The sequence below is a fragment of the Microbulbifer sp. SE14 genome (genome assembly GCF_059834885.1).
In genome coordinates, this window is record NZ_JCBAJA010000035.1 from 27,795 (window position 1) to 47,837 (window position 20,043).

The window sequence follows — 20,043 nt, forward strand, 5'->3', positions numbered from 1 at the left end:
CATGAAAATTCTCTGGCTCGGCATCGTTGCCCTGAGCCTCTGCGCGGCTGAGGCCGCCGCGGTGGACTGCAGCGGCCTGCCCAGCAACGCAGGCAATGGCAGTGTCGCCTTCAACCTGGATCCCGGCCTGGACAAGCAGCAGTTTATCGCCGCCAAGCGCGCCGCCGGCAAGATAGTGGTGGTGTCCTTCGGTGGCCAGAACGGTACGGTGACCCTGAACGGTTCGGAGAATGTGACCTCGTCAACAGCACCGCGGCGATGATCGACGAGTACGGCTCCGACGGTATCGATATCGACCTGGAGTCCGGGCGCCCACTGCCTGACCGCGCGCGCCAACTGTGCCAGCCTGACCCCGAGCCAGGCCTGGCCGGACTTCAACGGCGTGATGTCCTGGTCGATCAACCGGGATTATGCACGACGGCGGCATCTTCTCCGGCCCGGTGGGCAGCCATGTGCACAATCTGCCTTAACGAGCGAACAGCCGGGAGGTAAGTATGAACGGGGCCGCGGGGCCCCGTTTTTACTGTTCGGGCCATCCCTGGCCCTCACCCTGTGGGCAGCCTTCGGCTGTGCAGAACGGCATTCCTTGCCGTTTTGTGGACGCTTATACCCGGTCAATTATCTCGGAGTGGCCGGCCCGGGCCGCGCAGTGGGCGCAGCAGTAGTATTTGCCCTCCGCCTCGGTGCCGTGGCCCAGGATGCGGCAGTTGCACTGCTCGCACTTGGGCGCCAGTGCCTGGATGGCGCACTCGAAACTGTCGAAGGTGTGGGTGGCGCCGCCTATCTTGATTTCCATCGCCTTGTCGTAGTCGTTGCCGCAGGTCTCACACTGGCTCATGATCCGCATCCCTCTGGGTTGATTCCTGTCTGTCTTGGGGCCCCGTCCGGAGCCTTTGGTATTGCTCTGTTTAAGCGTAGATGAGGCTGCGGCTGTCGACGGTCGCCTACACTCTGAATTGAAGCTGGGTGAATCCGGAGGCAGGAGCCATGAGTAAAAAAGACGTAAAGACGGCCTATCAGAAAAAGATGGACGCGCGCCTGAAAGAGTGGAACGCGGAAATCGACAAACTGCAGGCTCGCGCCGAGCGGGCAGGGGCAGATGCAGAGATCAAATACCGCGACCAATTGAATGACTTGCGCAGCAAACGGGACGCGTTGAAAGAGAAGCTGGATCACCTGCAAGAGCAAAGTGGCGACGCCTGGGACGAAATGAAAGCCGGCGTGGAAAATGCCTGGGGTGAGCTGAAGAAATCCATCGACCGGGCCCGCGATCAAATGCGCCATTAGTGCCGAGGCCGGCAGGCTCGTCACCGGCATGGCCGGCCGGCTTGCCCGTCGGGAAATTACAGGTCGATACGCAGGGACAGATCGATCGCGCGCAGGTGCTTGGTCAGGCTGCCGGAGGAGATGTAATCCACGTCCAGTTTGGCCAGCTGCTGCAGCCGCTCGCTGTCGACGCTGCCGGAAATTTCAATCTTGGCCTTGCCCTTCGCCAGCGAGAGGGCAGTCTGTGTGTCCTCGTCGCTGAACTCGTCGAGCATGATCACGTCGGCACCGCTGTCGAGGGCCTGCTTCAACTCGTCGAGGTTTTCCACCTCCACTTCCACCAGCGCCTCCGGCTTGATGCTGCGGGCCTGGGCGATGGCCCTGTTGATGCCGCCGGCCGCGGCGATATGGTTTTCCTTGATCAGGAAGGCGTCGTAGAGGCCGATGCGGTGGTTGTGGCAGCCGCCGCAGAGCACCGCGTATTTCTGTGCACTGCGCAGGCCGGGGATGGTCTTGCGGGTGTCGAGGATTTTGACCCGGGTGCCGGGGGCCTGCTTTGCACTGATATCCGCTACGCGCTCGGCACTCATATCCGCTACGCGCTCGGTACTCATATCCGCTACGCGCTCGGCGTATTGGGCCGCCGTGGTGGCGGTGCCGGACAGTGTTTGCAGGAAGTTCAGCGCCGTGCGCTCGCCGGTCAGTATGGCGCGGGCATTGCCCTTGAGTTCGAACAACACGGTGTCTGCGGCGACCCTGTCGCCATCCTCGCAGTGCCAGGTCAGTTGCAGCTCCGGCTCCAACTGGCGGAACACTTCCTCTACCCAGGCGCGGCCGCAGATGGTGCAGTCCTCGCGGGTGATCACCCTGGCGCTGGCTTCGCGATCTGCGGGAATCAGTTGCGCGGTGATATCCCCGCTACCCACATCCTCCGCCAGGGCGGTACTCACCGCCCGTCGTATATCGGCGATCAGGTTGGGGATGGACGTGTCTTGTGGCTGCATAGGGGACCTCGAATCTGAACGGGCGCAGTGTACCTGAAACCGCCGGAATTTGGATTGTGTTTGGCCGCGCTGCCATGGAACCTGGGTGGGATTCGAATCGGTAACACCGCAGTCAGAGCGCGGCTGTGACAAGTGTCTCAAATACGCGCTCTCCGGTTGCCCGGCCACCCCGGAACACCTGTAGAATGGGCCTTTCCTATAAAAGGGCCCGAGGCGCATCGCCGTGGCGGGCGAGTACAAAAAATATACGGTTACATGGAGCCCCGCTGAAGAGATTTTGCAGGGCACTCCAAACACTATCAACAGCGCAGGGTGCCGGGATGGTGCCCAGAGGGCGACTTGGAAATGAAAGAGTCCAACAAGGTGGTTTCGCTGGCGGAAAAGGGCGCCGCCCGACTGGCTGATTCCGCCCGCAAATCGGTACCGCTGGCGTCGGCGGTGGTGGCCCTGCGGGACAAGGCGCGAAACCTGCTGCAGGAGCAGGTCAAGCAGCTGTTTGCCAAGGTGGACGACTCTCTCTTCTCCATGGCCGAGCGAGCCCATGGCCAGGAGGAGCAGGACGGCCTCTTCCAGGCCCTGCGCCTGCTGCGGGTCGAGCGCCGCAATATCGCCGAGCGCTTCGCGGCCGGTATCGGCGAAGCCTTCCAGATCCGGTCCCCGGAAGAGGACGAAGCGGTCTTCGCCTCGGACAACCTGTCCCTGGTGCACAACGATGACCTGGAGCAGCTGGTCGCCGCCGACACTATGGTGGCCAACGCCAAACGCGATTTCGCCGAGTCGATCACCGAACTGTCCCTGCGCCTTGATACCCTCTACTCGGTAAAGATCTACGAAAAGAACAACCCCCTGGGCCCGGATGCCATCTGCGATGCCTTCGTGGAGGCGGTGCGCCCGCTGGATATCCATATCCGCGCGCGCCTGACCCTGCTGAAGAAGTTCGAGCAGGTGGTGATGGTGCAGTTGAAGGATTTCTACGAGCGCTGCAACCAGCTGCTGGTGGAGCACGGCGTGCTGCCCTCGCTGCGCGAACAGCGGCGTATCGCCAGGCAACAGCGTTCCGGCCAGCGTCCCTCCGCTGCCGGCCCCGCCGGTGGGACCGGGGCAGGTGCCACTGCCGAAGGCCAGGTTCAGGGCGGAGCGATGGTGCCGGGTATGGGCGCGGGCGTGGCCACCGGCGGCGGCCAACCCGCCGGTAGTTGGGCCCCCGGTCTGCTGCCGGCCACCGCCGGCCTGGCCCCCATGCCGGCGGGCGACCTGCTGGCGCACCTGGGCGAGCTGCAGAGCAGCGCCCAGTACCAGGGGGCCGGCGAGATCCAGCTGCTGAACGTCGGCGAGCTGCTGCAGCAGCGCCTGGTGCAGGCCAACCAGGCCGCGTCCCTGGCCAAGGTGGACAGCGACATCATCAAGCTGGTGGAGATGCTCTTCTCCTTTATCCTCGAGGACCGCAGCCTGGCGGAGCCGATCAAATCCCAACTGGGCCGCCTGCAACTGCCGCTCCTGAAAGTGGCCATCGCCGACAAGTCCTTCTTCAGCAAGGGCGGCCACCCGGCGCGCAAGCTGCTGAACGAACTGGCCGACGCCACCACCGGTTGGCAGGCCGGGGAAAACTACGAGTCGGATCCGCTGTACCGCGAGGTCAGCCAGGTGGTGGATCGCGTGCTGAACGAATTCGACCAGGACGTCAATATCTTCTCGCTGCTGCTGGAATCCTTCCGCCAGTTCATCCTGCGCGAGCGCAAGCGGGCGGAGATGCTCGAGCGTCGCGTGGTGGACGAAGCCGACGGCCGCGCCAAGACCCAGGCGGCCCGCGCGCGGGTGGCTGCGGTAATGGATGCCCTGGTCGCCGAGCGCGAACTGCCGCCGGTGGTGCAGGACTGGCTGAACAAGGTCTGGAACAATGTGCTCTTCCTGACCTGCGTCAAGGCGGGCACCGACAGCGAGGCCTGGAGCCGCGACGTGCGCACCGCGCGGGACCTGGTGTGGAGCGTGCAGGCACCCATGCCCGACAGCCGCCAGCAGTTGCTGGGCCTGCTGCCGGCACTGCAGGAGCGCCTGCGCGAGGGGGTCGAGGCGGTGTCCCTGAATCCCTTCGAGGCCCGCGGTCTTTTCGCCGGCCTGAAGGAGGTCTACCGGGAGCGCTTTGCGCTGGCGAAGCAGCTCACCGAGGAGCGCGAACGCCAGGCCAAGGAACTGGTGGAACGGGAGATGCGCGAGGCGGCCGAGACCGCCGCCGAGCCGCAAGGGGAGGCGACCCCGGCGCTAGAGGAAACCCCGGAAGAGGTGGCCGTGCCGCAGATGGAGGAGCTGGAGCAGGTGGTTGCCCAGGCCGAAGTGGCCGCAGCCGAGCCCGAGCAGGAGGGCCTGGCACCGCTGCCGGAGAGCGACCCCCACTGGCAGATGACCTTCCGCCTGGCCCAGGGCAGTTGGTTCGAACTCAAGCGCTCGGAGGAGGAGCAGTTCCGCTGTCGCCTGGCCGCGGTGATCCGGGACATAGACCAGTTTATTTTCGTCAATCGCAACGGCGCCAAGGTGGCGGAGTTCGCCCGCCTGGAGCTGGCCCACGCATTGCGCGCGGCGCAGTTGATGCCGCTGGACGACGGCATGTTGTTCGAGCGGGCGCTGCAGTCCGTGATCGGCAATGTGCGCAAGAAGCGCAGCGAGGGGAACTGAGTGGTCAGCGGTTGGTGGTGAGTGGCTGGGAATCGATAGAATTGTCTCCAGTCATACTGGAGAGACCGAAGTGAAATACCAAGTGGAGTCCGGCTGGTTGTCCGGAGCGCGCCGGGTGCCCAGCCCTCACTGCAACAGCCGGCCCGATGGCTGTCCCGTCGACCTGCTGGTGATCCACAGCATCAGCCTGCCCCCGGGCCAGTACGGCGGCCCCTATATCGATGCCTTCTTCCTCGGCCAACTGGACATAGACGCCCACCCCTATTTTTCCGAAATCGCCACGCTGCAGGTCTCGGCGCATATCCTGATAGACCGCAACGGCCGCGTGACCCAGTATGTGCCCCTGGACAGGCGCGCCTGGCACGCCGGCCAGTCGGAATTCGAGGGGCGCTGCAACTGCAACGACTTTTCCATCGGCATTGAGCTGGAGGGGCTGGACACGGACACCTATACCGACGACCAGTATCGCTCCCTGACAGAGGTGAGCGCGGCCATCATGGCCGCCTACCCCGCGATCGGTAAGGACAGGATTACCGGCCACTCGGACATAGCGCCCGGGCGCAAGCTGGACCCCGGCCCCGGTTTTGACTGGCAGCGCTATTTCCGCGAACTCGACGGAGTGGGTAGGGTGTAATAAGCGCAGCGCATTACACCAGCCGCGGTGGTTTTTTCCACGCGCCGCTGGCGTTATTCTTCTCCGCTGAATCCTTTTATCGAGAACGACTATGGCACTGCTAATAGTGTTACTGGCGCTGGGGCTGGTGCAGCTCTGGGGCTCCGGTGCGCCACTGCACCGGGACGGCTGGTTTCTGTGGTGGCGCAGCCGCCTGGCGGCCGTCGAGCGGCTGCAGAGGGATGGGGGGCTGAAGCTGGGGGCGACGGTGCTGCCACCGGTACTGCTCGCCGCCGTGCTGATGGTGCTGGCGGAGGCGCTGCTGGGGTGGCTGGGAACCCTGCTGTTGGGCGTACCGCTGCTGCTCTACTGCCTCGGCCGCGGCAACTTCAACGAGATACTGTCGAACTACCTGCGCAGCTGGTATCGGGGCGACCTGGCCGCCGCACGCCAGGCCGCAGAGCCGCTGTTGCGGGAATTACACGAGGAGGGAGCGAGCGGCCAGCAGTTGCACGAGCAGGTTTTCCGCGGCGCCGCTTACTGTGCCTTCGAGCGCCTGTTCGCGGTGCTCTTCTGGTTTGTCCTGCTGGGCATTCCCGGTGCACTGCTGTTCCGCCTCAGCGCCCTCTACGCCGAGCAGTCCCGCAGCGGTGACGGCGACGCCATGGCCGAGCGCTGGCTGTGGCTGCTGGAATGGCTGCCCGTGCGGGTGATGGGGTTCAGCTTCGCAATAGTGGGCAATTTCGCCGGCTGCTACCGCGCCTGGCGCCAGTGCCTGACCTGTCGCGAGCGGGCTACCGCCGAAGTGCTGGAAGCCTACCTGGAGGGGGCGCTGGGTGGCATAGACGCCAGCGAGTGCAGTGCCGGTGTCGAGGTGGCCGAAGGGCAGCGGGTCTGCGGCGCGCAACTGGAAGGATTGCAGGCGCTGCTGTCCCGGGCACTGCTGCTGTGGATTACCCTGATGGCACTGGCAGTGTTGTTCGATTTCTAAACCGTTCGCAAGAGCGCCAGCACAGGATTAGTGAACTGGCGCCAAATTTGGAACATTGTTCCAACTCCTTCCTTGACTTGTCCCCGGCTTCCCTCGGATATTGCCAGCGGTTCAAGGCCGCTTGAAAACATTTTCACGGCGATGCCGATAACAATAAAAATAATCTCGGCGGAGTGCACTCGAGGGAGGTAACAGAGTTGGAAGTGTCTGCATTGGATTCTCAAATGGCGTCGAATCTGGGCTCGGGTGATCTCAATGCCGCGGCGCTGGCGGCCGGACTGCGCACCTATTTCCGCAGCGGCACCACCGCCGACCTGAACTGGCGTCGCCAGCAGCTCCGACAGCTGCGCAGCATGCTCTCCGACAATGAAACCCGCTTCCTGCAGGCGCTGGCCCGGGATCTGCACAAGGCGCCCCAGGAAGGCTTCATGACCGAGGTCTCAGGGCTCTACGGGGACATAGACCACGCCCTCAAGAATCTGAAGAAATGGGCCCGCCCACGCCGCGCCTCCACGCCGATCATCGCCCAGCCGGCCAGGAGCTATATGCTGCCGGAACCTCTCGGGGTGGTGTTGATCATCGGCGCCTGGAACTATCCTTTGCAGCTGTTGCTGTCGCCCTTGGTGCCGGCCATCGCCGCCGGCAACTGCGCGGTGCTGAAACCCTCGGAACTGGCGCCGGCCACTTCGGGCCTGGTGGCGGAACTGCTGCCGCGCTACCTGGACAACGACGCCTTCGCCTGTGTCGAGGGCGCCGTGCCGGAAACCACCGCACTACTTGAGCAGCGCTGGGACCATATTCTCTACACCGGCGGCGGCCAGGTGGGCCGCATCGTGATGGCCGCTGCGGCCAAACACCTGACGCCGGTGACCCTGGAGCTGGGGGGCAAGAGCCCCTGTATCGTCGCCGACGACGCCAACATCGCAGTGGCCGCGCGGCGCATCGCCTGGGGCAAGTTCACCAACGCCGGCCAGACCTGTATTGCGCCGGATTACCTGCTGTGCACGAGAGCTACTGCCGACCGGTTGCTGCCGGCGATAGAGAAGGCCACGCGCGCCATGTTCGGCGACGACCCGCGGCAGTCGAAGGACTACGGCCGCATCGTCAACAGCCGTCACGCCAAGCGCCTGGCCAGCTACCTGGCCGATGGCGAGGTGGTGTTCGGCGGCCAGGTGGATGTGGATGAGCGCTACGTGGCGCCGACCCTGCTGCGCAATGTGGGTGTCGAGGCGGCGGTAATGCAGGAGGAGATCTTCGGTCCGGTGCTGCCGGTCATCGAACTGGAAGAACTCGAGCGGGCGGAGGAGTTCGTCAACGGCCGCGAAAAGCCGCTGGCGCTCTATGTGTTTACCCAGGACGAGGCCACCGCCGACCGCATTCTCGCCCGCTGCAGTGCCGGCAATGCCTGCGTCAACGACTGCATGATGTTTATGACCAACTGTGAGCTGCCGTTCGGCGGCGTCGGCGCCAGCGGCATGGGCGCCTATCACGGCGAACACGGTTTCCGCACTTTCAGCCACTTCAAGGCGGTGATGAAGCGCCGCAATATCCTTGACCTGGATCTGCGCTATGCGCCTTTCAATGCGTGGAAGTTCAAACTGTTGAGGTTGTTGCGCTAGAGTGTTCGGGACCCGGGACTCGTTGTAGGGGCGGCCCATGGCCGCGATCGGACTTCCGGGCACCCCAGGGCATCGATCGCGGCCATGGGCCGCCCCGGCCGTTCCACGCATTCACGGCGCCTTCGGCCCTACAGGAAGAACAACGCTTCAATTTACACTGGTAACCTATGCCAACAGACCACAACGACCTCCCCACAAGCGCCGACGTCTTCACCGCGGCGCAGAATATCGCCGGCCACATCCACCGCACCCCGCTGATCAGCAGCCGCCAGTTGGATGCCCTGAGCGGCGCCAATCTCTGGTTCAAATGCGAACACCTGCAGAAGGTGGGCGCCTTCAAGGCGCGCGGCGCCAGCAACGCGCTGGCTCAGCTGCCGCCGGAAGCAAACATGGTGGCCACCCACTCCTCCGGCAATCACGGCGCCGCCCTGGCCTGGGCGGCGACGGAGCGCGGCCTGGCCTGCACCGTGGTGATGCCGGAAACGGCACCCCTGGCGAAGCGCGCCGCGGTGGCTGGTTACGGCGCGGAGATCGTCATTTGCGGGCCCTCCCAGGCGGACCGGGAGAAGGCGCTGGAAAAAGTGGTGGCGCAGAGCGGCACCCCAGGGGTTCGGGTACAAGTGGTGCCGCCCTTCGACGATCGCCGCATCATCGCCGGGCAGGGTACCGTGGCGCTGGAAATCATGCAGCAGTGCCGCGAGCGGGGATTCACGCCGGATGTCGTCCTGGCGCCGGTGGGGGGCGGCGGCCTGCTCGCCGGTATCGGCTTGGCTATAGCGGCGCTGGCGCCGGATGTTACAGTAATAGGCGCCGAGCCCGCCGGTGCCGATGACGCCCAGCGCTCCCTGCGTGGAGGGGTCCATATCACCACCCCATCGGCACCGGAGACGATCGCCGACGGCCTGCGCACCACACTCGGCCGCCGCAACTACGCGGTGATCCGGCGCACGGTGCGCGATATCGTCACGGTTTCCGAACGTGGTATCGTCGAGGCCATGCGCCTGCTGTGGACGCGCACCAAACAGCTGGTGGAGCCGTCGGCGGCGGTGGGGCTGGCGGCGGTGCTGGAACACGGCGCGCGCTTTCGCAACAAGAATGTCGCCGTGGTACTGACCGGCGGCAACATGGACCTGGAAAGGGTCGCGGATCTTTTCACCGATACGGAGGAGTCGTCTTGAGCATTTCAATGGTGTTCCGGAAACTGCACGGTTTCAGCAACGGGTGGGCTGCTAAACTGGTGGCTGCCACAATACTAACGGTGACCACCACTATGTCTTCCGCTGCCCCTTCCACAAAAGAGTTTTCTCTCACATCGAAAACCCTGAAACCCGGTGAGCGCATGCCGAAGGCCCACGTCTTCAACGGCTGCGGCGGTGACAATATATCCCCGCAGCTCAGTTGGAGCGGCGCGCCCGAGGGCACCAAGAGCTTCGCGCTGATGGTGTTCGATCCGGATGCCCCCACCGGCAGTGGCTGGTGGCACTGGGTGATGTTCAACATCCCCGCCGACGTCACCGAACTGCCCGAGGGCGCCGGCGACCCGAAAAACGGCCTGATCCCTGAGGCCGTGCAGGGTCGCAACGACTACGGCAGCCTCGGCTACGGCGGCGCCTGCCCGCCGGAGGGGCATGGCGACCACCGCTACCAGTTCAGGATCTACGCCCTGAAGGTCGAACAGCTGCCGCTGGACGACAGCGCATCCGCGGCGAAGGTGGGCTTCAACGTCAACGCCAACAAGCTGGCGGAGGCGGAGCTGGAAGTCGTCTACGGCCGCTGATAGCGGCAACCGCCGAAATAGGGTGCCTGAGTTAAGAACAAGGACGCAATACAGCCGCATGCAGCAACAGAAACTCACTTGGGCGCAGGCGCTACGGGTTTACCTCAAACCCCGCGTACTCACCATGTTCTTCCTCGGCTTTTCCGCCGGGTTGCCGCTGCTGCTGGTTTTCTCCACCCTCACCGCCTGGCTGCGGGATTACGGTGTCAGCCGCACAGCAATTGGCTTTTTTGCCTGGGTAGGGATCACCTTTTCCATCAAAGTGCTCTGGGCGCCGATCATCGACTACCTGCGCCTGCCGATATTGACCCGTTGGCTCGGCAAGCGCCGCAGTTGGATGCTGGCGTCACAGCTGGGTGTTTGCCTGGGCCTGCTGGGAATGGCCAGCGTCAATCCGCAACTGGCCCTGACCCAGGTGGCGTTACTGGCGGTGTGGGTGGCCTTCTGCTCCGCGTCCCAGGACGTGGTGATCGATGCCTACCGCATCGAGGCGGTGGACAAGGAGCTGCAGGGCGCCATGGCCGCCAACTATGTGTTCGGTTACCGGGTGGCGCTGCTGGTGGCGGGGGCCGGCGCCCTATATATCGCCGAACTGGCCAACTGGTCCGTTTCCTACACCACCATGGCCGCCCTGATGGGCGTGGGCATCATCACCACCCTGCTGGTGGCGGAGCCGGACCACGCCAGAGTGAAGGCACAGGCGGAGACCTTCCAGCACGACTGGGTGGACCGGATGCTCGGCAGCGGCGAGCACGGGCCGGTCAAGGAGTGGTTCGTGCGTGCAGTGGCCTGCCCGTTTATCGAGTTCTTCCAGCGCAACGGCCGCTTCGCGCTGGTGCTGCTGTTGTTTATCGGCATCTATCGCCTGAGCGATATCGCCATGGGAGTGATGGCCAATCCCTTTTACCTGGATCTGGGCTTCAGCAAGAGTGATATCGCCGAAATCGGCAAGGTGTTCGGTTTCTTCTGCACCATCATCGGCTCCTTCCTCGGCGGCCTGTTGGTGGTGCGCTACGGCATCATGCGCCCGCTGATCCTCGGTGCCGCCATGGTCGCGGCCACCAACCTGTTGTTTGCCCACCTGGCGCAGATAGGCCCGGACAAGGCCTGGCTGGCGCTGGTGATCAGCGCCGACAATATCAGCGGCGGCATCTCCAATGCGGTGTTTATCGCCTACCTGTCGAGCCTCACCAACCAGGCCTATACGGCCACTCAGTATGCGCTGTTCAGCTCGCTGATGACCCTGCCGGGCAAATTCATCAGCGGTTTCTCCGGCATAGTGGTGGATGCCGAGGGCTATGCGCAGTTCTTTATCTATGTCGCCATGCTGGGTGTGCCGGCGGTGCTACTGGCGGCCTATCTGTGGCGGCGGGACAGGCGCGCGACCGAACCCGAGCAGGCAGCGGGTTAGGGCCGCCAGCGATACTTCTGCATATCCACACGCCCGTTCAGCAAGGTGATCCCTTCCTTTTCCAGTCTCTCTCTCTGCCGCCGGGCCCCCGGCTCCGGCAGCGAGATGCGGCCCTGGGCGTTGATCACCCGGTGCCAGGGCAGCTTGGTGCCTCGGGGCAGCTTGCGCAGTGTCTGCCCGGCGAGCCGCGCCGCGCGGGGGTAGCCCGCCATCTCCGCCAGGTCGCCGTAAGTGATCACCCGCCCCCGGGGGACCGCCGCGAGTACACTGCAGATCCTGGTTGTGGCATCATTGCCGCCAGTTTGTGTGTTCTTCCCCACAGACAACTCCGCTTTCTAGAACCCCAGATAATCTCAAGGCGCTTCCCGTGGTTCCAGTTGTTCGACATCTGACGCTTATCTTGCTGCTTTTCCTGCCCTTTGTCTCTCTCTCCGCCGCAGCCGGCGTACTGACGCTGGAGAACGGCGACCGGGTACACGGCGAACTGGTTCTCGTGGAACGGGATCACGTGGTGTGGAAGTCCGAAAACTTCGGCGAGATCAGGGTGGAGAAATCCAAGGTGTTGTCGCTGGACGTGGATGTGGACCTGAAGATCGCCGGGCGCGAGGAGCCCTGCGCCCTGGCCGGTCACCGCCGCGAGCAGTGGGAGCTCTACTGCGATGAGGGCTCCGGCTGGGTGATGGACTTCCCCGCCATCGAGCGCGCCGAGCCCTATGTCAAGTTCGTCGGCAACCCGGTGATCTTCCACGGCAATGTCAGTGCCGGCGGCGTTTTCGAGAGCGGCAACCGCGAGCGCGAAGACCTGGATGTGAACGTCAACCTGGATGTCCGCAACGGCGACCTCCATCACCTGATCAACGCCCTCTACCAGAGCCAGACCAACGCCGACGTGGAGGGGCTGGAGAAATACCAGCTGGGCTACAACCTGCGCTGGATCTTCGCCGAGAAGTGGTTCGCCGCAGCCAACAGTGCCCTGGAGCGGGAAGAGGCGCGCAATCTGGATCTGGGCACCACCCTGGGTCTCGGCCTCGGCTACCTCTTCTTCGACACCGAGAAGACGGCCTTCTCCGTGCAGGGCGGTATCAGCAGCCTGCACGAGGACTTCATCGATTCCGCCCTGAGCGAGGACCAGGACGACCGCTACGGGGCCGGGCGCCTGGCGCTGGACTACCGCTACAAATTCTCCCTGGGGCCGGAGATCTATTTCAACCAGGAAACCCTGCAGTCCCTGGACCGCAGCGAGGACTACCAGACCAACGCCAAGTTCGGCGTGCGCACGCCGCTGGTGGAGGGGGTGCTGATGGAAGTCGCCTACCACTGGCTGTACGACAATACGCCGTCGCTGGAACTGGAGAAAGAGGATACCAAGGTGACGGTCGGTGTGGGTTACCAGTGGTAATTCGTTAAGCGCCCTTTCTTCTCTGAAGAGGGGCATCGACCCCCTCCCCCTAACCCTCTCCCCGGAGGGGAGAGGGTAAAAATAATGAAAAATCAGACGAGGAATACCAAATGCAAATCGCCGACAGCATAGTAGCCATCACCGGCGCCGGCCGGGGGCTGGGGCGCGCCATGGCCGAGTACCTGGCCGAGCGCGGCGCGCGCCTGGCGCTGATCGACCTGAACGAGGACGACCTGAGGGCGAGTGTCGAGGCCTGCGAACAGCACGGCGCCGAGGCGCGCAGCTATGTGATCAACGTGGCCAAGGAAGACGAGGTGGACAGCGGTTTCGCGAAGATCGCCGGGGACTTCGGCGGCCTGCAGGTATTGGTGAACAACGCAGGCATCATGCGCGACGGCATGCTGCTGAAATTCAAGGACGGCAAGGTGGCCGACCGCATGTCCCTGTCCCAGTGGCAGTCGGTGATCGACGTCAACCTGACCGGTGTCTTCCTGTGCGGCCGCGCCGCGGCGGGCATCATGGCAGAAGGCGGCAAGGGCGGTGTGATCGTGAATATCTCCAGCCTGTCCCGCGCGGGCAATATGGGCCAGACCAATTACTCCGCCAGCAAGGCCGGCGTCGCCGCCATGACCGTCACCTGGGCGCGGGAACTGGCCCGCTACGGAATCCGCACGGCGGCGATAGCGCCGGGCTTCATCAATACTGACATGGTCGCGCAGATGCGCCCGGAGATCCTCGAGGGCCTGGTCAAGCAGGTCCCCCTGCGCCGCCTGGGCGAGCAGAACGAGATCGCTTCCACCGTGGCCTTTATCCTCGAGAACGACTTCGTCTCCGGCCGGGTAATTGAGATCGACGGCGGGGCGCGCATTTAACCGCACTGCAAATGAACTATCTGTAGGAGCGGCCCATGGCCGCGATCGGATTGTCGGGGAACTCCCTCACAATCGATCGCGGCCATGGGCCTCCTACAGCCGCAGGGTGTGCCGCACGCACCACTCAGGGGTTCAGGCTATTCCGGTGCGCACGGCGCACCCTACGGCTTTTTTTCATTATTCATCATTCCGCATTCAGGAGACCCGCTGGATGCCGCCCTGCAGCCTGTCGCTGAACATCCACTGCCAGAGCTGTATGTGCCGCGCGCGGAAGGCGCCGGCGCAGGACAGCAGGTAGTAGCGCCACATGCGGTAGAAGCGCTGGCCATACTTGTCGGCGAAGCGCTCCCAGTGCTGCTCGAAATTGTGGTGCCAGGCCATCAGCGTCCTGTCGTAGTCGCTGCCGAAGTTGTGCAGGTCCTCGCAGACCAACAGGTTGTCGGCGGCGTCGCCGATCTGGCCCGCGGAGGGGAGTTCGCCATTGGGGAATATGTACTTCTCGATCCAGGGATCGGTGGCGGAGCGGCGCTGGTTCTTGCCGATGGTGTGCAATAGCAACAAACCGTCCTTCTTCAGGCAGCGCTTGACCACCTGCATGAAGGTGCGGTGGTTCTTGCGCCCCACATGCTCGAACATGCCCACGCTGGCGATGCGGTCGAAGGGCTGTTCCAGGCAGCGGTAGTCCTGCAGGTGCACGGTGATCGGCAGGTCCGGATACTTCTCGGCGATATAGGTGCTCTGCTCGCGGGACACCGTCACGCCGACGCACTCGACACCGTAGTTCTGCGCCGCGTAGCTCACCAGGCTGCCCCAGCCGCAGCCGATATCCAGCAGGCGCATGCCGGGCCCCAGGCCCAGCTTGCGGCAGATCAGGTCCAGCTTGGCGGTCTGCGCCTCCTCCAGCGTCCCTGCGTCGCGCCAGTAGCCGCAGCTGTAGGTCAGGCGGCTGTCGAGCATGGTCCGATAGAAGTCGTTGCCCAGGTCGTAGTGGCGCTCGCCCACCTCGAAGGCGCGGCGGCGGCTCTGCAGGTTGATCAGGTAGCTGCGCAGTATGCGCCAGCCGTTGCGCCAGGGCTTGATATAGCGGGGCAGGTCGGCATTCAGGATGCGGTAGAAGAACTGGTCCAGGGCCGGCACGTCCCAGTCGCCGCGCATATAGGTCTCGCCGAGCCCCAGGCTGTGGCGGGCGACTATCTCGTCCAGCGCCTCGGCCCGGTGCAGCCGCATATCCCAGGGTCTGTCGCCGTTGATACGGATATCCGCCTCGCCGAATACCTCGTCCAACAGATGGCGGCTGCGGCCGATGGTTGGTACATCCATGGTGTCCTGCTGATCGCTTGCCATAAGAGCCTCCTTGGCTCAACGGTATCTATGGCGCGCCGAGTTGAATGGGGCGCCCTTGAAGAATTTGCCACCTCACTCCATTTACTACAGCATATCGAAAATACCCAGTTTCGCCCGTTTCGCCAAGCGAAGGGGCATAGCAGCCTAAGTCCGACAGGCTGCTAGAGGAGACCCGATGCGCCCACTGCTGCTGATATTCATCATTGTGCCCATCCTCGAGATGTGGCTGCTGATCACCGTAGGCCGGGAGATTGGCGCTCTGCCCACCATCGGCCTGGTGCTGCTCACCGCGGTGGTGGGCCTGGCGCTGCTGCGCCGCCAGGGGCTGTCCACGGTGAAGCGGGCCCAGCAGAAGATGCAGGCCGGCGAGCTGCCGGCGCGGGAGATGGTGGAGGGCATCTTCCTCGCCGTGGGTGGCGCCCTGCTGCTGACCCCCGGCTTTTTCACCGACGCCCTCGGTTTCGCCTGCCTGATCCCCGGCCTGCGCCAGCTGCTATTGGGGCGCCTGCTGCGCCATGTGACCGTAGTGCGCCCGGACTTCACACCCCAGGGTTCCCCAAACCAGCGCCCCCAAGGCGACCGAGACGTGATCGAGGGGGACTTCTCCCGGGAGAACAATGACGCCCACGGCAACAGCAGACGCAACGACCGCTAGATTGTTCGAAAAATGAGCGCATCATTGCGGCGATCACATCCTCGCAGTTTTTTTACCTGCCGCTGTTGAAATCTCTCTACGCGCCCATAGATAGGGAACACCCCAAGTTTTTGCCCCGGCTCTGCCGGTCAGATCGGGGCACAGGCCGCGGGCCGGTGAGGCCGGGCCTTCCACTTTGGAAAAACCGTAAAAACACTCAATGGAGAGCTTATCCATGAAAATTCGTCCTTTACACGACCGCGTCGTAGTGCGCCGTAAGGAAGAAGAAGAGAAGACTGCTGGCGGCATCGTGCTGCCGGGCGCCGCCAAGGAAAAGCCGAACCAGGGCGAAGTGGTAGCCGTGGGTGAAGGCAAGCTGCTGGACAACGGCGACGTTCGCGCCCTGTCCGTCAAAGTGGGCGACAAGGTGGTATTCGGTCGCTACGCCGACAGCAACACCCTCAAGGTGGACGGCGAAGAGCTGATCATCATGAGCGAAGGCGACATCTACGGCGTGCTGGAAGGTTGAGCCCCGGGCTGCGCGCCCCGCTTTACTTCACTCGACACAGAATCTGAGGAACAAGAATCATGGCAGCTAAAGACGTAAAATTTGGTGACGACGCCCGCCAGAAAATGCTGAAAGGCGTAAATGTCCTGGCCGACGCCGTCAAGACCACCCTGGGCCCCAAAGGCCGCAACGTGGTACTGGACAAATCCTTCGGCGCCCCCACCGTGACCAAAGACGGTGTATCCGTAGCCAAGGAAATCGAACTGAAAGACAAGTTCGAAAACATGGGTGCGCAGATGGTGAAGGAAGTGGCCTCCAAGGCCTCTGACGTCGCCGGCGACGGCACCACCACCGCTACCGTACTGGCCCAGGCCATCGTCAGCGAAGGCCTCAAGTCCGTAGCCGCAGGTTTCAACCCGATGGACCTGAAGCGCGGTATCGACAAGGCCGTAGTCGCCGCCGTCGACCACATCGCCAGCCTGGCTACCCCCTGTGAAGACAGCAAGTCCATCGCCCAGGTAGGCACCATCTCCGCCAACAGCGACGAGAGCGTGGGCACCATCATCGCCGAAGCCATGGAGAAGGTGGGCAAAGAGGGTGTGATCACCGTCGAGGAAGGTTCCGGCCTGGAGAACGAGCTGGACGTGGTAGAGGGCATGCAGTTCGACCGCGGCTACCTGTCTCCCTACTTCATCACCAACCAGGAGAACATGACCGCCGAGCTGGAGAGCCCCTACATCCTGCTGGTGGACAAGAAGATCTCCAACATCCGCGACCTGTTGCCGCTGCTGGAGCAGGTGGCCAAGGCCTCCAAGCCGTTGCTGATCATCGCCGAAGACGTGGAAGGCGAAGCGCTGGCCACCCTGGTCGTGAACAGCATGCGCGGCATCGTCAAAGTAGCTGCCGTCAAGGCCCCGGGCTTCGGCGATCGCCGCAAGGCCATGCTGCAGGACATCGCCATCCTGACCGGCGGCACCGTCATCTCCGAAGAGGTCGGCCTGGAGCTGGAAGGCACCACCCTGGAGCATCTGGGTAGCGCCAAGCGCGTGACCCTGTCCAAGGAAAACACCGTGATCGTGGACGGCGCCGGCGATGTGAAAGACATCGAAGCCCGCGTCGGCCAGATCCGCGCCCAGATCGAAGAGTCCTCCTCCGACTACGACAAAGAGAAGCTGCAGGAGCGCGTGGCCAAGCTGGCCGGCGGTGTTGCGGTAATCAAGGTCGGCGCCGCCACCGAAGTGGAAATGAAAGAGAAGAAGGCCCGCGTTGAAGACGCCCTGCACGCTACCCGCGCCGCAGTGGAAGAGGGCGTGGTACCCGGCGGTGGCACCGCACTGGTTCGCGCCACCCAGGCCATCAAGGTCACCGGTGACAACGAAGACCAGAACCACGGCATCGCCGCCGCGCTGCGCGCCATGGAAATGCCGCTGCGCCAGATCGTCGCCAACGCCGGCGACGAAGCCTCCGTTGTGGTCGACAAGGTCAAGCAGGGCTCCGGCAACTACGGCTACAACGCCGCTACCGGCGAGTACGGTGACATGCTGGAAATGGGTATCCTCGACCCGGCCAAGGTAACCCGCACTGCACTGCAGGCGGCTGCCTCCATCGCCGGCCTGATGATCACCACCGAAGCCATGGTCTCCGAACTGCCGGAAGACAAGCCGGCCGCACCTGACATGGGCGGCATGGGCGGCATGGGTGGTATGGGCGGCATGATGTAAGTCAGCCCCATCCGGCCAAGCCAACGAAGAAGCCCCGCACTCGCGGGGCTTTTTTGTGCTCCCCATTGATTCACGCCATCCCTGGCGTTCACCCGCTTCGCGGGCGCCTTCGGCGTCCAAATTTGCTCCCGGCAAATTTGTCCCGTCTGCGGGAGAGGGGGCGGGGGAGAGGACTTCTACACGGCAATCCAAAAAATGGTGTCTTCAAGCCGCCATCCGATAAGCCGACTCCGGCTCGGCGATTCCGCCCGGCGGCTGCATTCGATCCATTGGGCTCAGTACGCCCTTCCCACCCCGGTTCATCACGTGGGTATAGATCTCTGTAGTGCTGATATCCGAATGACCCAGCAACTCCTGAATCGTACGCAGGTCATAACCTGCCTCCAGCAGATGAGTGGCAAAGCTATGGCGGAAGGCGTGGGCGCGGGCAGGCTTTTTCACACCGGCGGCCTGCACAGCCCGGCGGATCTGCTTCGCGAGTGCCGTTGGGTGTAAATGGTGGCGACGCAAAACACCGGAGCGTGGATCGGGACCGGCCTTCGAGGCGGGGAAAAGGTACTGCCAGGCCAGGGAGCGGGCCGCACTGGGATATTTGCGCTCTAAAGCATCAGGCAAATACACATCGCCAAAGCCATCCTCAAGATCCTGAGCATGTAGCAGCGCCACGTACTCAATCTGTTTTTCCAGCGCGGGGACCAGAGATTGAGGCAGCATAGTCGTGCGGTCCTTATTTCCCTTACCGCCGCGAATGAAAATATTACTGCTGCCAAAATCAATATCTTTGATCCTCAGTGACAGCAACTCCGCGCAACGCAACCCCGAGCCGTACATCAGTTCCACCTGCAGACGATGGGGGCCCCGCAGGTGTGAAAGGATGGCCTGAACTTCCTCTCGGCTATAAACCGTAGGCAGGCGACGGTACTGCCGGGCAGGGGTGAATTCAAGATTGGATATATCGACATCAAGGAAGCGCTTATAAAGATAAACCAGCGCGTTCAGGGCGATCTTCTGAGTATTAATTGAACAGTGACGGTTCACTGCTAAATGATTGAGGAACCGTTCTATATCAGAAGCACCGAGCATCTTCGGGTGGCGCAATTCATGGAAGTGAATGTAGCGTTTGATCCAGTGGACGTAAGTCTGTTCTGTACGGTAAGCCAGTCCTGACTCGCGAATATGTCGGCGTAGCGACGGGATAAACTTACCGGATTCCTTTGGGATAGGGGGGCGAACGTCGTCCATGAGCTCCTCGAAGACTGGTTTTTTATACAGTATAAAGGAATATAGACCCTGCCAACCGCTGAATTCAAGAGCCACAAGCTTCTATTTACGGAAAGCATCACCTAAATTATTGATTTTCCGGGAGGTTACTTGTATTCAATTGCCAAGTGTATAATCAGGCGACTTAAGCCGAGGGCTTTATAATTCCGGTTAAAATTTAATCGTTTCTGGGTAAGTCCTTGAATTTTAAAGGAATCTAGATTCCTGGCTTTGGAAGAGGCGGTAAATAGTAGCCAAGGAGATATAAAGCCCCAGGCTTTTGAATAAACTGTTAGCTGTAAGTCATGAGTAAAATTCTGAGTAAATTGTTGGGTGACGCCGGAGAGCATTATGTCGCTTTTCAGTTAGCGCGCCGTGGAATCAGTCCTGCACTACTGAGTACTAATACAAAAGGGGCGGACCTATTGGCAACAATATCTGGGCGTCAAACTGTCAGCATACAAGTAAAGGCTACTGCTGGTCGCAATAATCCAAGAACATGGGCAGTGGGCAAACATAAGCCAGAAGTTTCAAGCTCGTTTTTTTACGCCTTTCTAAATATTTGGGATGATTTTGATAAATCTATAAATTGTTATATTTTACCGAGCAAAATTGTATCTAAAGCCGTTAACTGGAATGCCGGAGTTCCACAGTTCCGCTTAACCAAGGAGTTCGAAACCTTGTATCGTGAAAGCTGGAGCCAAATAGTTGAAGCTCTGTCGTAGCGTCCCAGCTAACCAGGCGCTGCTGAGGGACAGTTTACTTTATGCACCTTTGTGTGGCTCGCTGCGCTCGAATTCTCACACAAAAGTGCATAAAGTAAACTGCCCCAGAGCGCAACGTTATTGTAGTGGCATAGTGAATCTGGTCACCTGGTTTTGAGTGTATGATCACTCACAGAGAAAGTCAGGTGGATATGATGACGAAGAAGAGAAATTTCAGCCCGGAATTCCG

At 62.3% G+C, this 20,043-nt stretch carries 21 protein-coding genes; 15 read left to right on the plus strand and 6 right to left on the minus strand.

Features of this window, described 5'->3' with window-relative positions:
* Position 1 precedes the first annotated feature (1 nt).
* Entirely contained in the window at positions 2 to 262 is a 261-nt protein-coding gene (locus AC6R19_RS19645; RefSeq protein WP_500581560.1) for a hypothetical protein, read from the plus strand.
* Positions 263 to 604: 342 nt separating this feature from the next.
* Here AC6R19_RS19645 and AC6R19_RS19650 read toward each other — a convergent pair whose 3' ends face one another.
* Positions 605 to 838, minus strand: a complete 234-nt coding sequence (locus tag AC6R19_RS19650) for a metallothionein (RefSeq protein WP_500581561.1) — start codon at positions 836 to 838, stop codon at positions 605 to 607.
* A gap of 149 nt (positions 839 to 987) precedes the next feature.
* Between AC6R19_RS19650 and AC6R19_RS19655 the strand changes: the two genes are divergently transcribed.
* The gene (locus tag AC6R19_RS19655; protein ID WP_500581562.1) at positions 988 to 1,287 is read left to right on the plus strand and encodes a sll1863 family stress response protein; all 300 of its coding nucleotides are present in this window, start codon (positions 988 to 990) and stop codon (positions 1,285 to 1,287) included.
* Positions 1,288 to 1,343: 56 nt separating this feature from the next.
* Here AC6R19_RS19655 and nadC read toward each other — a convergent pair whose 3' ends face one another.
* On the minus strand, positions 1,344 to 2,270 hold the full coding sequence (gene nadC, locus AC6R19_RS19660; protein ID WP_500581563.1) for a carboxylating nicotinate-nucleotide diphosphorylase: 927 nt from the start codon (positions 2,268 to 2,270) through the stop codon (positions 1,344 to 1,346).
* A gap of 345 nt (positions 2,271 to 2,615) precedes the next feature.
* On the opposite strand from nadC, the gene AC6R19_RS19665 reads away from it, so the two are divergent.
* The 7 genes from AC6R19_RS19665 to AC6R19_RS19695 all read left to right on the plus strand — a co-directional run bounded on the left by AC6R19_RS19665 (position 2,616) and on the right by AC6R19_RS19695 (position 11,351).
* Positions 2,616 to 4,940, plus strand: a complete 2,325-nt coding sequence (locus AC6R19_RS19665) for a DUF1631 domain-containing protein (protein ID WP_500581565.1) — start codon at positions 2,616 to 2,618, stop codon at positions 4,938 to 4,940.
* A 70-nt stretch (positions 4,941 to 5,010) separates the two neighbouring features.
* Positions 5,011 to 5,574 carry a 1,6-anhydro-N-acetylmuramyl-L-alanine amidase AmpD gene (gene ampD, locus AC6R19_RS19670; protein WP_500581566.1) on the plus strand — a complete coding sequence of 188 codons (564 nt, stop codon included), beginning with the start codon at positions 5,011 to 5,013 and terminating at the stop codon, positions 5,572 to 5,574.
* Between the two features lie 91 nt (positions 5,575 to 5,665).
* The gene (gene ampE / locus AC6R19_RS19675) at positions 5,666 to 6,544 is read left to right on the plus strand and encodes a regulatory signaling modulator protein AmpE (protein WP_500581567.1); all 879 of its coding nucleotides are present in this window, start codon (positions 5,666 to 5,668) and stop codon (positions 6,542 to 6,544) included.
* A 224-nt stretch (positions 6,545 to 6,768) separates the two neighbouring features.
* Complete coding sequence (locus AC6R19_RS19680; protein WP_500581569.1) at positions 6,769 to 8,163, plus strand: aldehyde dehydrogenase family protein; 1,395 nt, start codon at positions 6,769 to 6,771, stop codon at positions 8,161 to 8,163.
* A 167-nt stretch (positions 8,164 to 8,330) separates the two neighbouring features.
* Positions 8,331 to 9,341: a threonine ammonia-lyase gene (locus AC6R19_RS19685; protein WP_500581570.1), complete on the plus strand. Its 1,011-nt coding sequence runs from the start codon at positions 8,331 to 8,333 to the stop codon at positions 9,339 to 9,341.
* Positions 9,342 to 9,433: 92 nt separating this feature from the next.
* The gene (locus AC6R19_RS19690; RefSeq protein ID WP_500581571.1) at positions 9,434 to 9,940 is read left to right on the plus strand and encodes a YbhB/YbcL family Raf kinase inhibitor-like protein; all 507 of its coding nucleotides are present in this window, start codon (positions 9,434 to 9,436) and stop codon (positions 9,938 to 9,940) included.
* 58 nt (positions 9,941 to 9,998) lie between these two features.
* The gene (locus AC6R19_RS19695; protein WP_500581573.1) at positions 9,999 to 11,351 is read left to right on the plus strand and encodes an AmpG family muropeptide MFS transporter; all 1,353 of its coding nucleotides are present in this window, start codon (positions 9,999 to 10,001) and stop codon (positions 11,349 to 11,351) included.
* Here AC6R19_RS19695 and AC6R19_RS19700 read toward each other — a convergent pair.
* Positions 11,348 to 11,671, minus strand: coding sequence for an MGMT family protein (locus tag AC6R19_RS19700; RefSeq protein WP_500581574.1), 324 nt, complete (start codon positions 11,669 to 11,671; stop codon positions 11,348 to 11,350). The two genes, AC6R19_RS19695 and AC6R19_RS19700, sit on opposite strands and share 4 nt — an antisense overlap.
* 80 nt (positions 11,672 to 11,751) lie before the next feature.
* On the opposite strand from AC6R19_RS19700, the gene AC6R19_RS19705 reads away from it, so the two are divergent.
* Positions 11,752 to 12,750: a DUF481 domain-containing protein gene (locus AC6R19_RS19705; protein ID WP_500581576.1), complete on the plus strand. Its 999-nt coding sequence runs from the start codon at positions 11,752 to 11,754 to the stop codon at positions 12,748 to 12,750.
* Positions 12,751 to 12,860: 110 nt separating this feature from the next.
* A complete protein-coding gene (locus AC6R19_RS19710) occupies positions 12,861 to 13,622 on the plus strand; it encodes an SDR family oxidoreductase (protein WP_500581578.1) in 762 nt (253 codons plus the stop codon).
* A gap of 195 nt (positions 13,623 to 13,817) precedes the next feature.
* Here the strand turns inward: AC6R19_RS19710 and cfa are convergent, their stop codons facing one another.
* Positions 13,818 to 14,966 carry a cyclopropane fatty acyl phospholipid synthase gene (gene cfa, locus AC6R19_RS19715; protein WP_500581579.1) on the minus strand — a complete coding sequence of 383 codons (1,149 nt, stop codon included), beginning with the start codon at positions 14,964 to 14,966 and terminating at the stop codon, positions 13,818 to 13,820.
* Positions 14,967 to 15,141: 175 nt separating this feature from the next.
* Between cfa and AC6R19_RS19720 the strand changes: the two genes are divergently transcribed.
* Positions 15,142 to 15,621 carry an FxsA family protein gene (locus AC6R19_RS19720; RefSeq protein WP_500581581.1) on the plus strand — a complete coding sequence of 160 codons (480 nt, stop codon included), beginning with the start codon at positions 15,142 to 15,144 and terminating at the stop codon, positions 15,619 to 15,621.
* A 33-nt stretch (positions 15,622 to 15,654) separates the two neighbouring features.
* Here the strand turns inward: AC6R19_RS19720 and AC6R19_RS19725 are convergent, their stop codons facing one another.
* A complete protein-coding gene (locus AC6R19_RS19725) occupies positions 15,655 to 15,837 on the minus strand; it encodes a hypothetical protein (RefSeq protein WP_500581582.1) in 183 nt (60 codons plus the stop codon).
* On the opposite strand from AC6R19_RS19725, the gene AC6R19_RS19730 reads away from it, so the two are divergent.
* Entirely contained in the window at positions 15,836 to 16,129 is a 294-nt protein-coding gene (locus AC6R19_RS19730) for a co-chaperone GroES (protein WP_265966028.1), read from the plus strand. The genes AC6R19_RS19725 and AC6R19_RS19730 overlap by 2 nt on opposite strands.
* Positions 16,130 to 16,188: 59 nt before the next feature.
* The gene (gene groL, locus AC6R19_RS19735; RefSeq protein ID WP_500581583.1) at positions 16,189 to 17,829 is read left to right on the plus strand and encodes a chaperonin GroEL; all 1,641 of its coding nucleotides are present in this window, start codon (positions 16,189 to 16,191) and stop codon (positions 17,827 to 17,829) included.
* A gap of 204 nt (positions 17,830 to 18,033) precedes the next feature.
* On the opposite strand, the gene AC6R19_RS19740 is transcribed toward groL, so the two are convergent.
* Positions 18,034 to 19,071: an integron integrase gene (locus tag AC6R19_RS19740; protein ID WP_500581584.1), complete on the minus strand. Its 1,038-nt coding sequence runs from the start codon at positions 19,069 to 19,071 to the stop codon at positions 18,034 to 18,036.
* 323 nt (positions 19,072 to 19,394) lie between these two features.
* Here AC6R19_RS19740 and AC6R19_RS19745 point away from each other — a divergent pair, with 323 nt between their 5' ends.
* Complete coding sequence (locus AC6R19_RS19745; protein WP_500581585.1) at positions 19,395 to 19,814, plus strand: hypothetical protein; 420 nt, start codon at positions 19,395 to 19,397, stop codon at positions 19,812 to 19,814.
* Positions 19,815 to 20,043 lie beyond the last annotated feature (229 nt).

Coding starts and splice junctions, on each gene's coding strand:
- AC6R19_RS19645 (WP_500581560.1), top strand. CDS start 2: ATGAAAATTCTCTGGCTCGGCATCGTTGCCCTGAGCCTCTGCGCGGCT.
- AC6R19_RS19650 (WP_500581561.1), bottom strand. CDS start 838: ATGAGCCAGTGTGAGACCTGCGGCAACGACTACGACAAGGCGATGGAA.
- AC6R19_RS19655 (WP_500581562.1), top strand. CDS start 988: ATGAGTAAAAAAGACGTAAAGACGGCCTATCAGAAAAAGATGGACGCG.
- nadC (WP_500581563.1), bottom strand. CDS start 2,270: ATGCAGCCACAAGACACGTCCATCCCCAACCTGATCGCCGATATACGA.
- AC6R19_RS19665 (WP_500581565.1), top strand. CDS start 2,616: ATGAAAGAGTCCAACAAGGTGGTTTCGCTGGCGGAAAAGGGCGCCGCC.
- ampE (WP_500581567.1), top strand. CDS start 5,666: ATGGCACTGCTAATAGTGTTACTGGCGCTGGGGCTGGTGCAGCTCTGG.
- AC6R19_RS19680 (WP_500581569.1), top strand. CDS start 6,769: ATGGCGTCGAATCTGGGCTCGGGTGATCTCAATGCCGCGGCGCTGGCG.
- AC6R19_RS19685 (WP_500581570.1), top strand. CDS start 8,331: ATGCCAACAGACCACAACGACCTCCCCACAAGCGCCGACGTCTTCACC.
- AC6R19_RS19690 (WP_500581571.1), top strand. CDS start 9,434: ATGTCTTCCGCTGCCCCTTCCACAAAAGAGTTTTCTCTCACATCGAAA.
- AC6R19_RS19695 (WP_500581573.1), top strand. CDS start 9,999: ATGCAGCAACAGAAACTCACTTGGGCGCAGGCGCTACGGGTTTACCTC.
- AC6R19_RS19710 (WP_500581578.1), top strand. CDS start 12,861: ATGCAAATCGCCGACAGCATAGTAGCCATCACCGGCGCCGGCCGGGGG.
- cfa (WP_500581579.1), bottom strand. CDS start 14,966: ATGGCAAGCGATCAGCAGGACACCATGGATGTACCAACCATCGGCCGC.
- AC6R19_RS19720 (WP_500581581.1), top strand. CDS start 15,142: ATGCGCCCACTGCTGCTGATATTCATCATTGTGCCCATCCTCGAGATG.
- AC6R19_RS19730 (WP_265966028.1), top strand. CDS start 15,836: ATGAAAATTCGTCCTTTACACGACCGCGTCGTAGTGCGCCGTAAGGAA.
- AC6R19_RS19725 (WP_500581582.1), bottom strand. CDS start 15,837: ATGGATAAGCTCTCCATTGAGTGTTTTTACGGTTTTTCCAAAGTGGAA.
- groL (WP_500581583.1), top strand. CDS start 16,189: ATGGCAGCTAAAGACGTAAAATTTGGTGACGACGCCCGCCAGAAAATG.
- AC6R19_RS19740 (WP_500581584.1), bottom strand. CDS start 19,071: ATGGACGACGTTCGCCCCCCTATCCCAAAGGAATCCGGTAAGTTTATC.
- AC6R19_RS19745 (WP_500581585.1), top strand. CDS start 19,395: ATGAGTAAAATTCTGAGTAAATTGTTGGGTGACGCCGGAGAGCATTAT.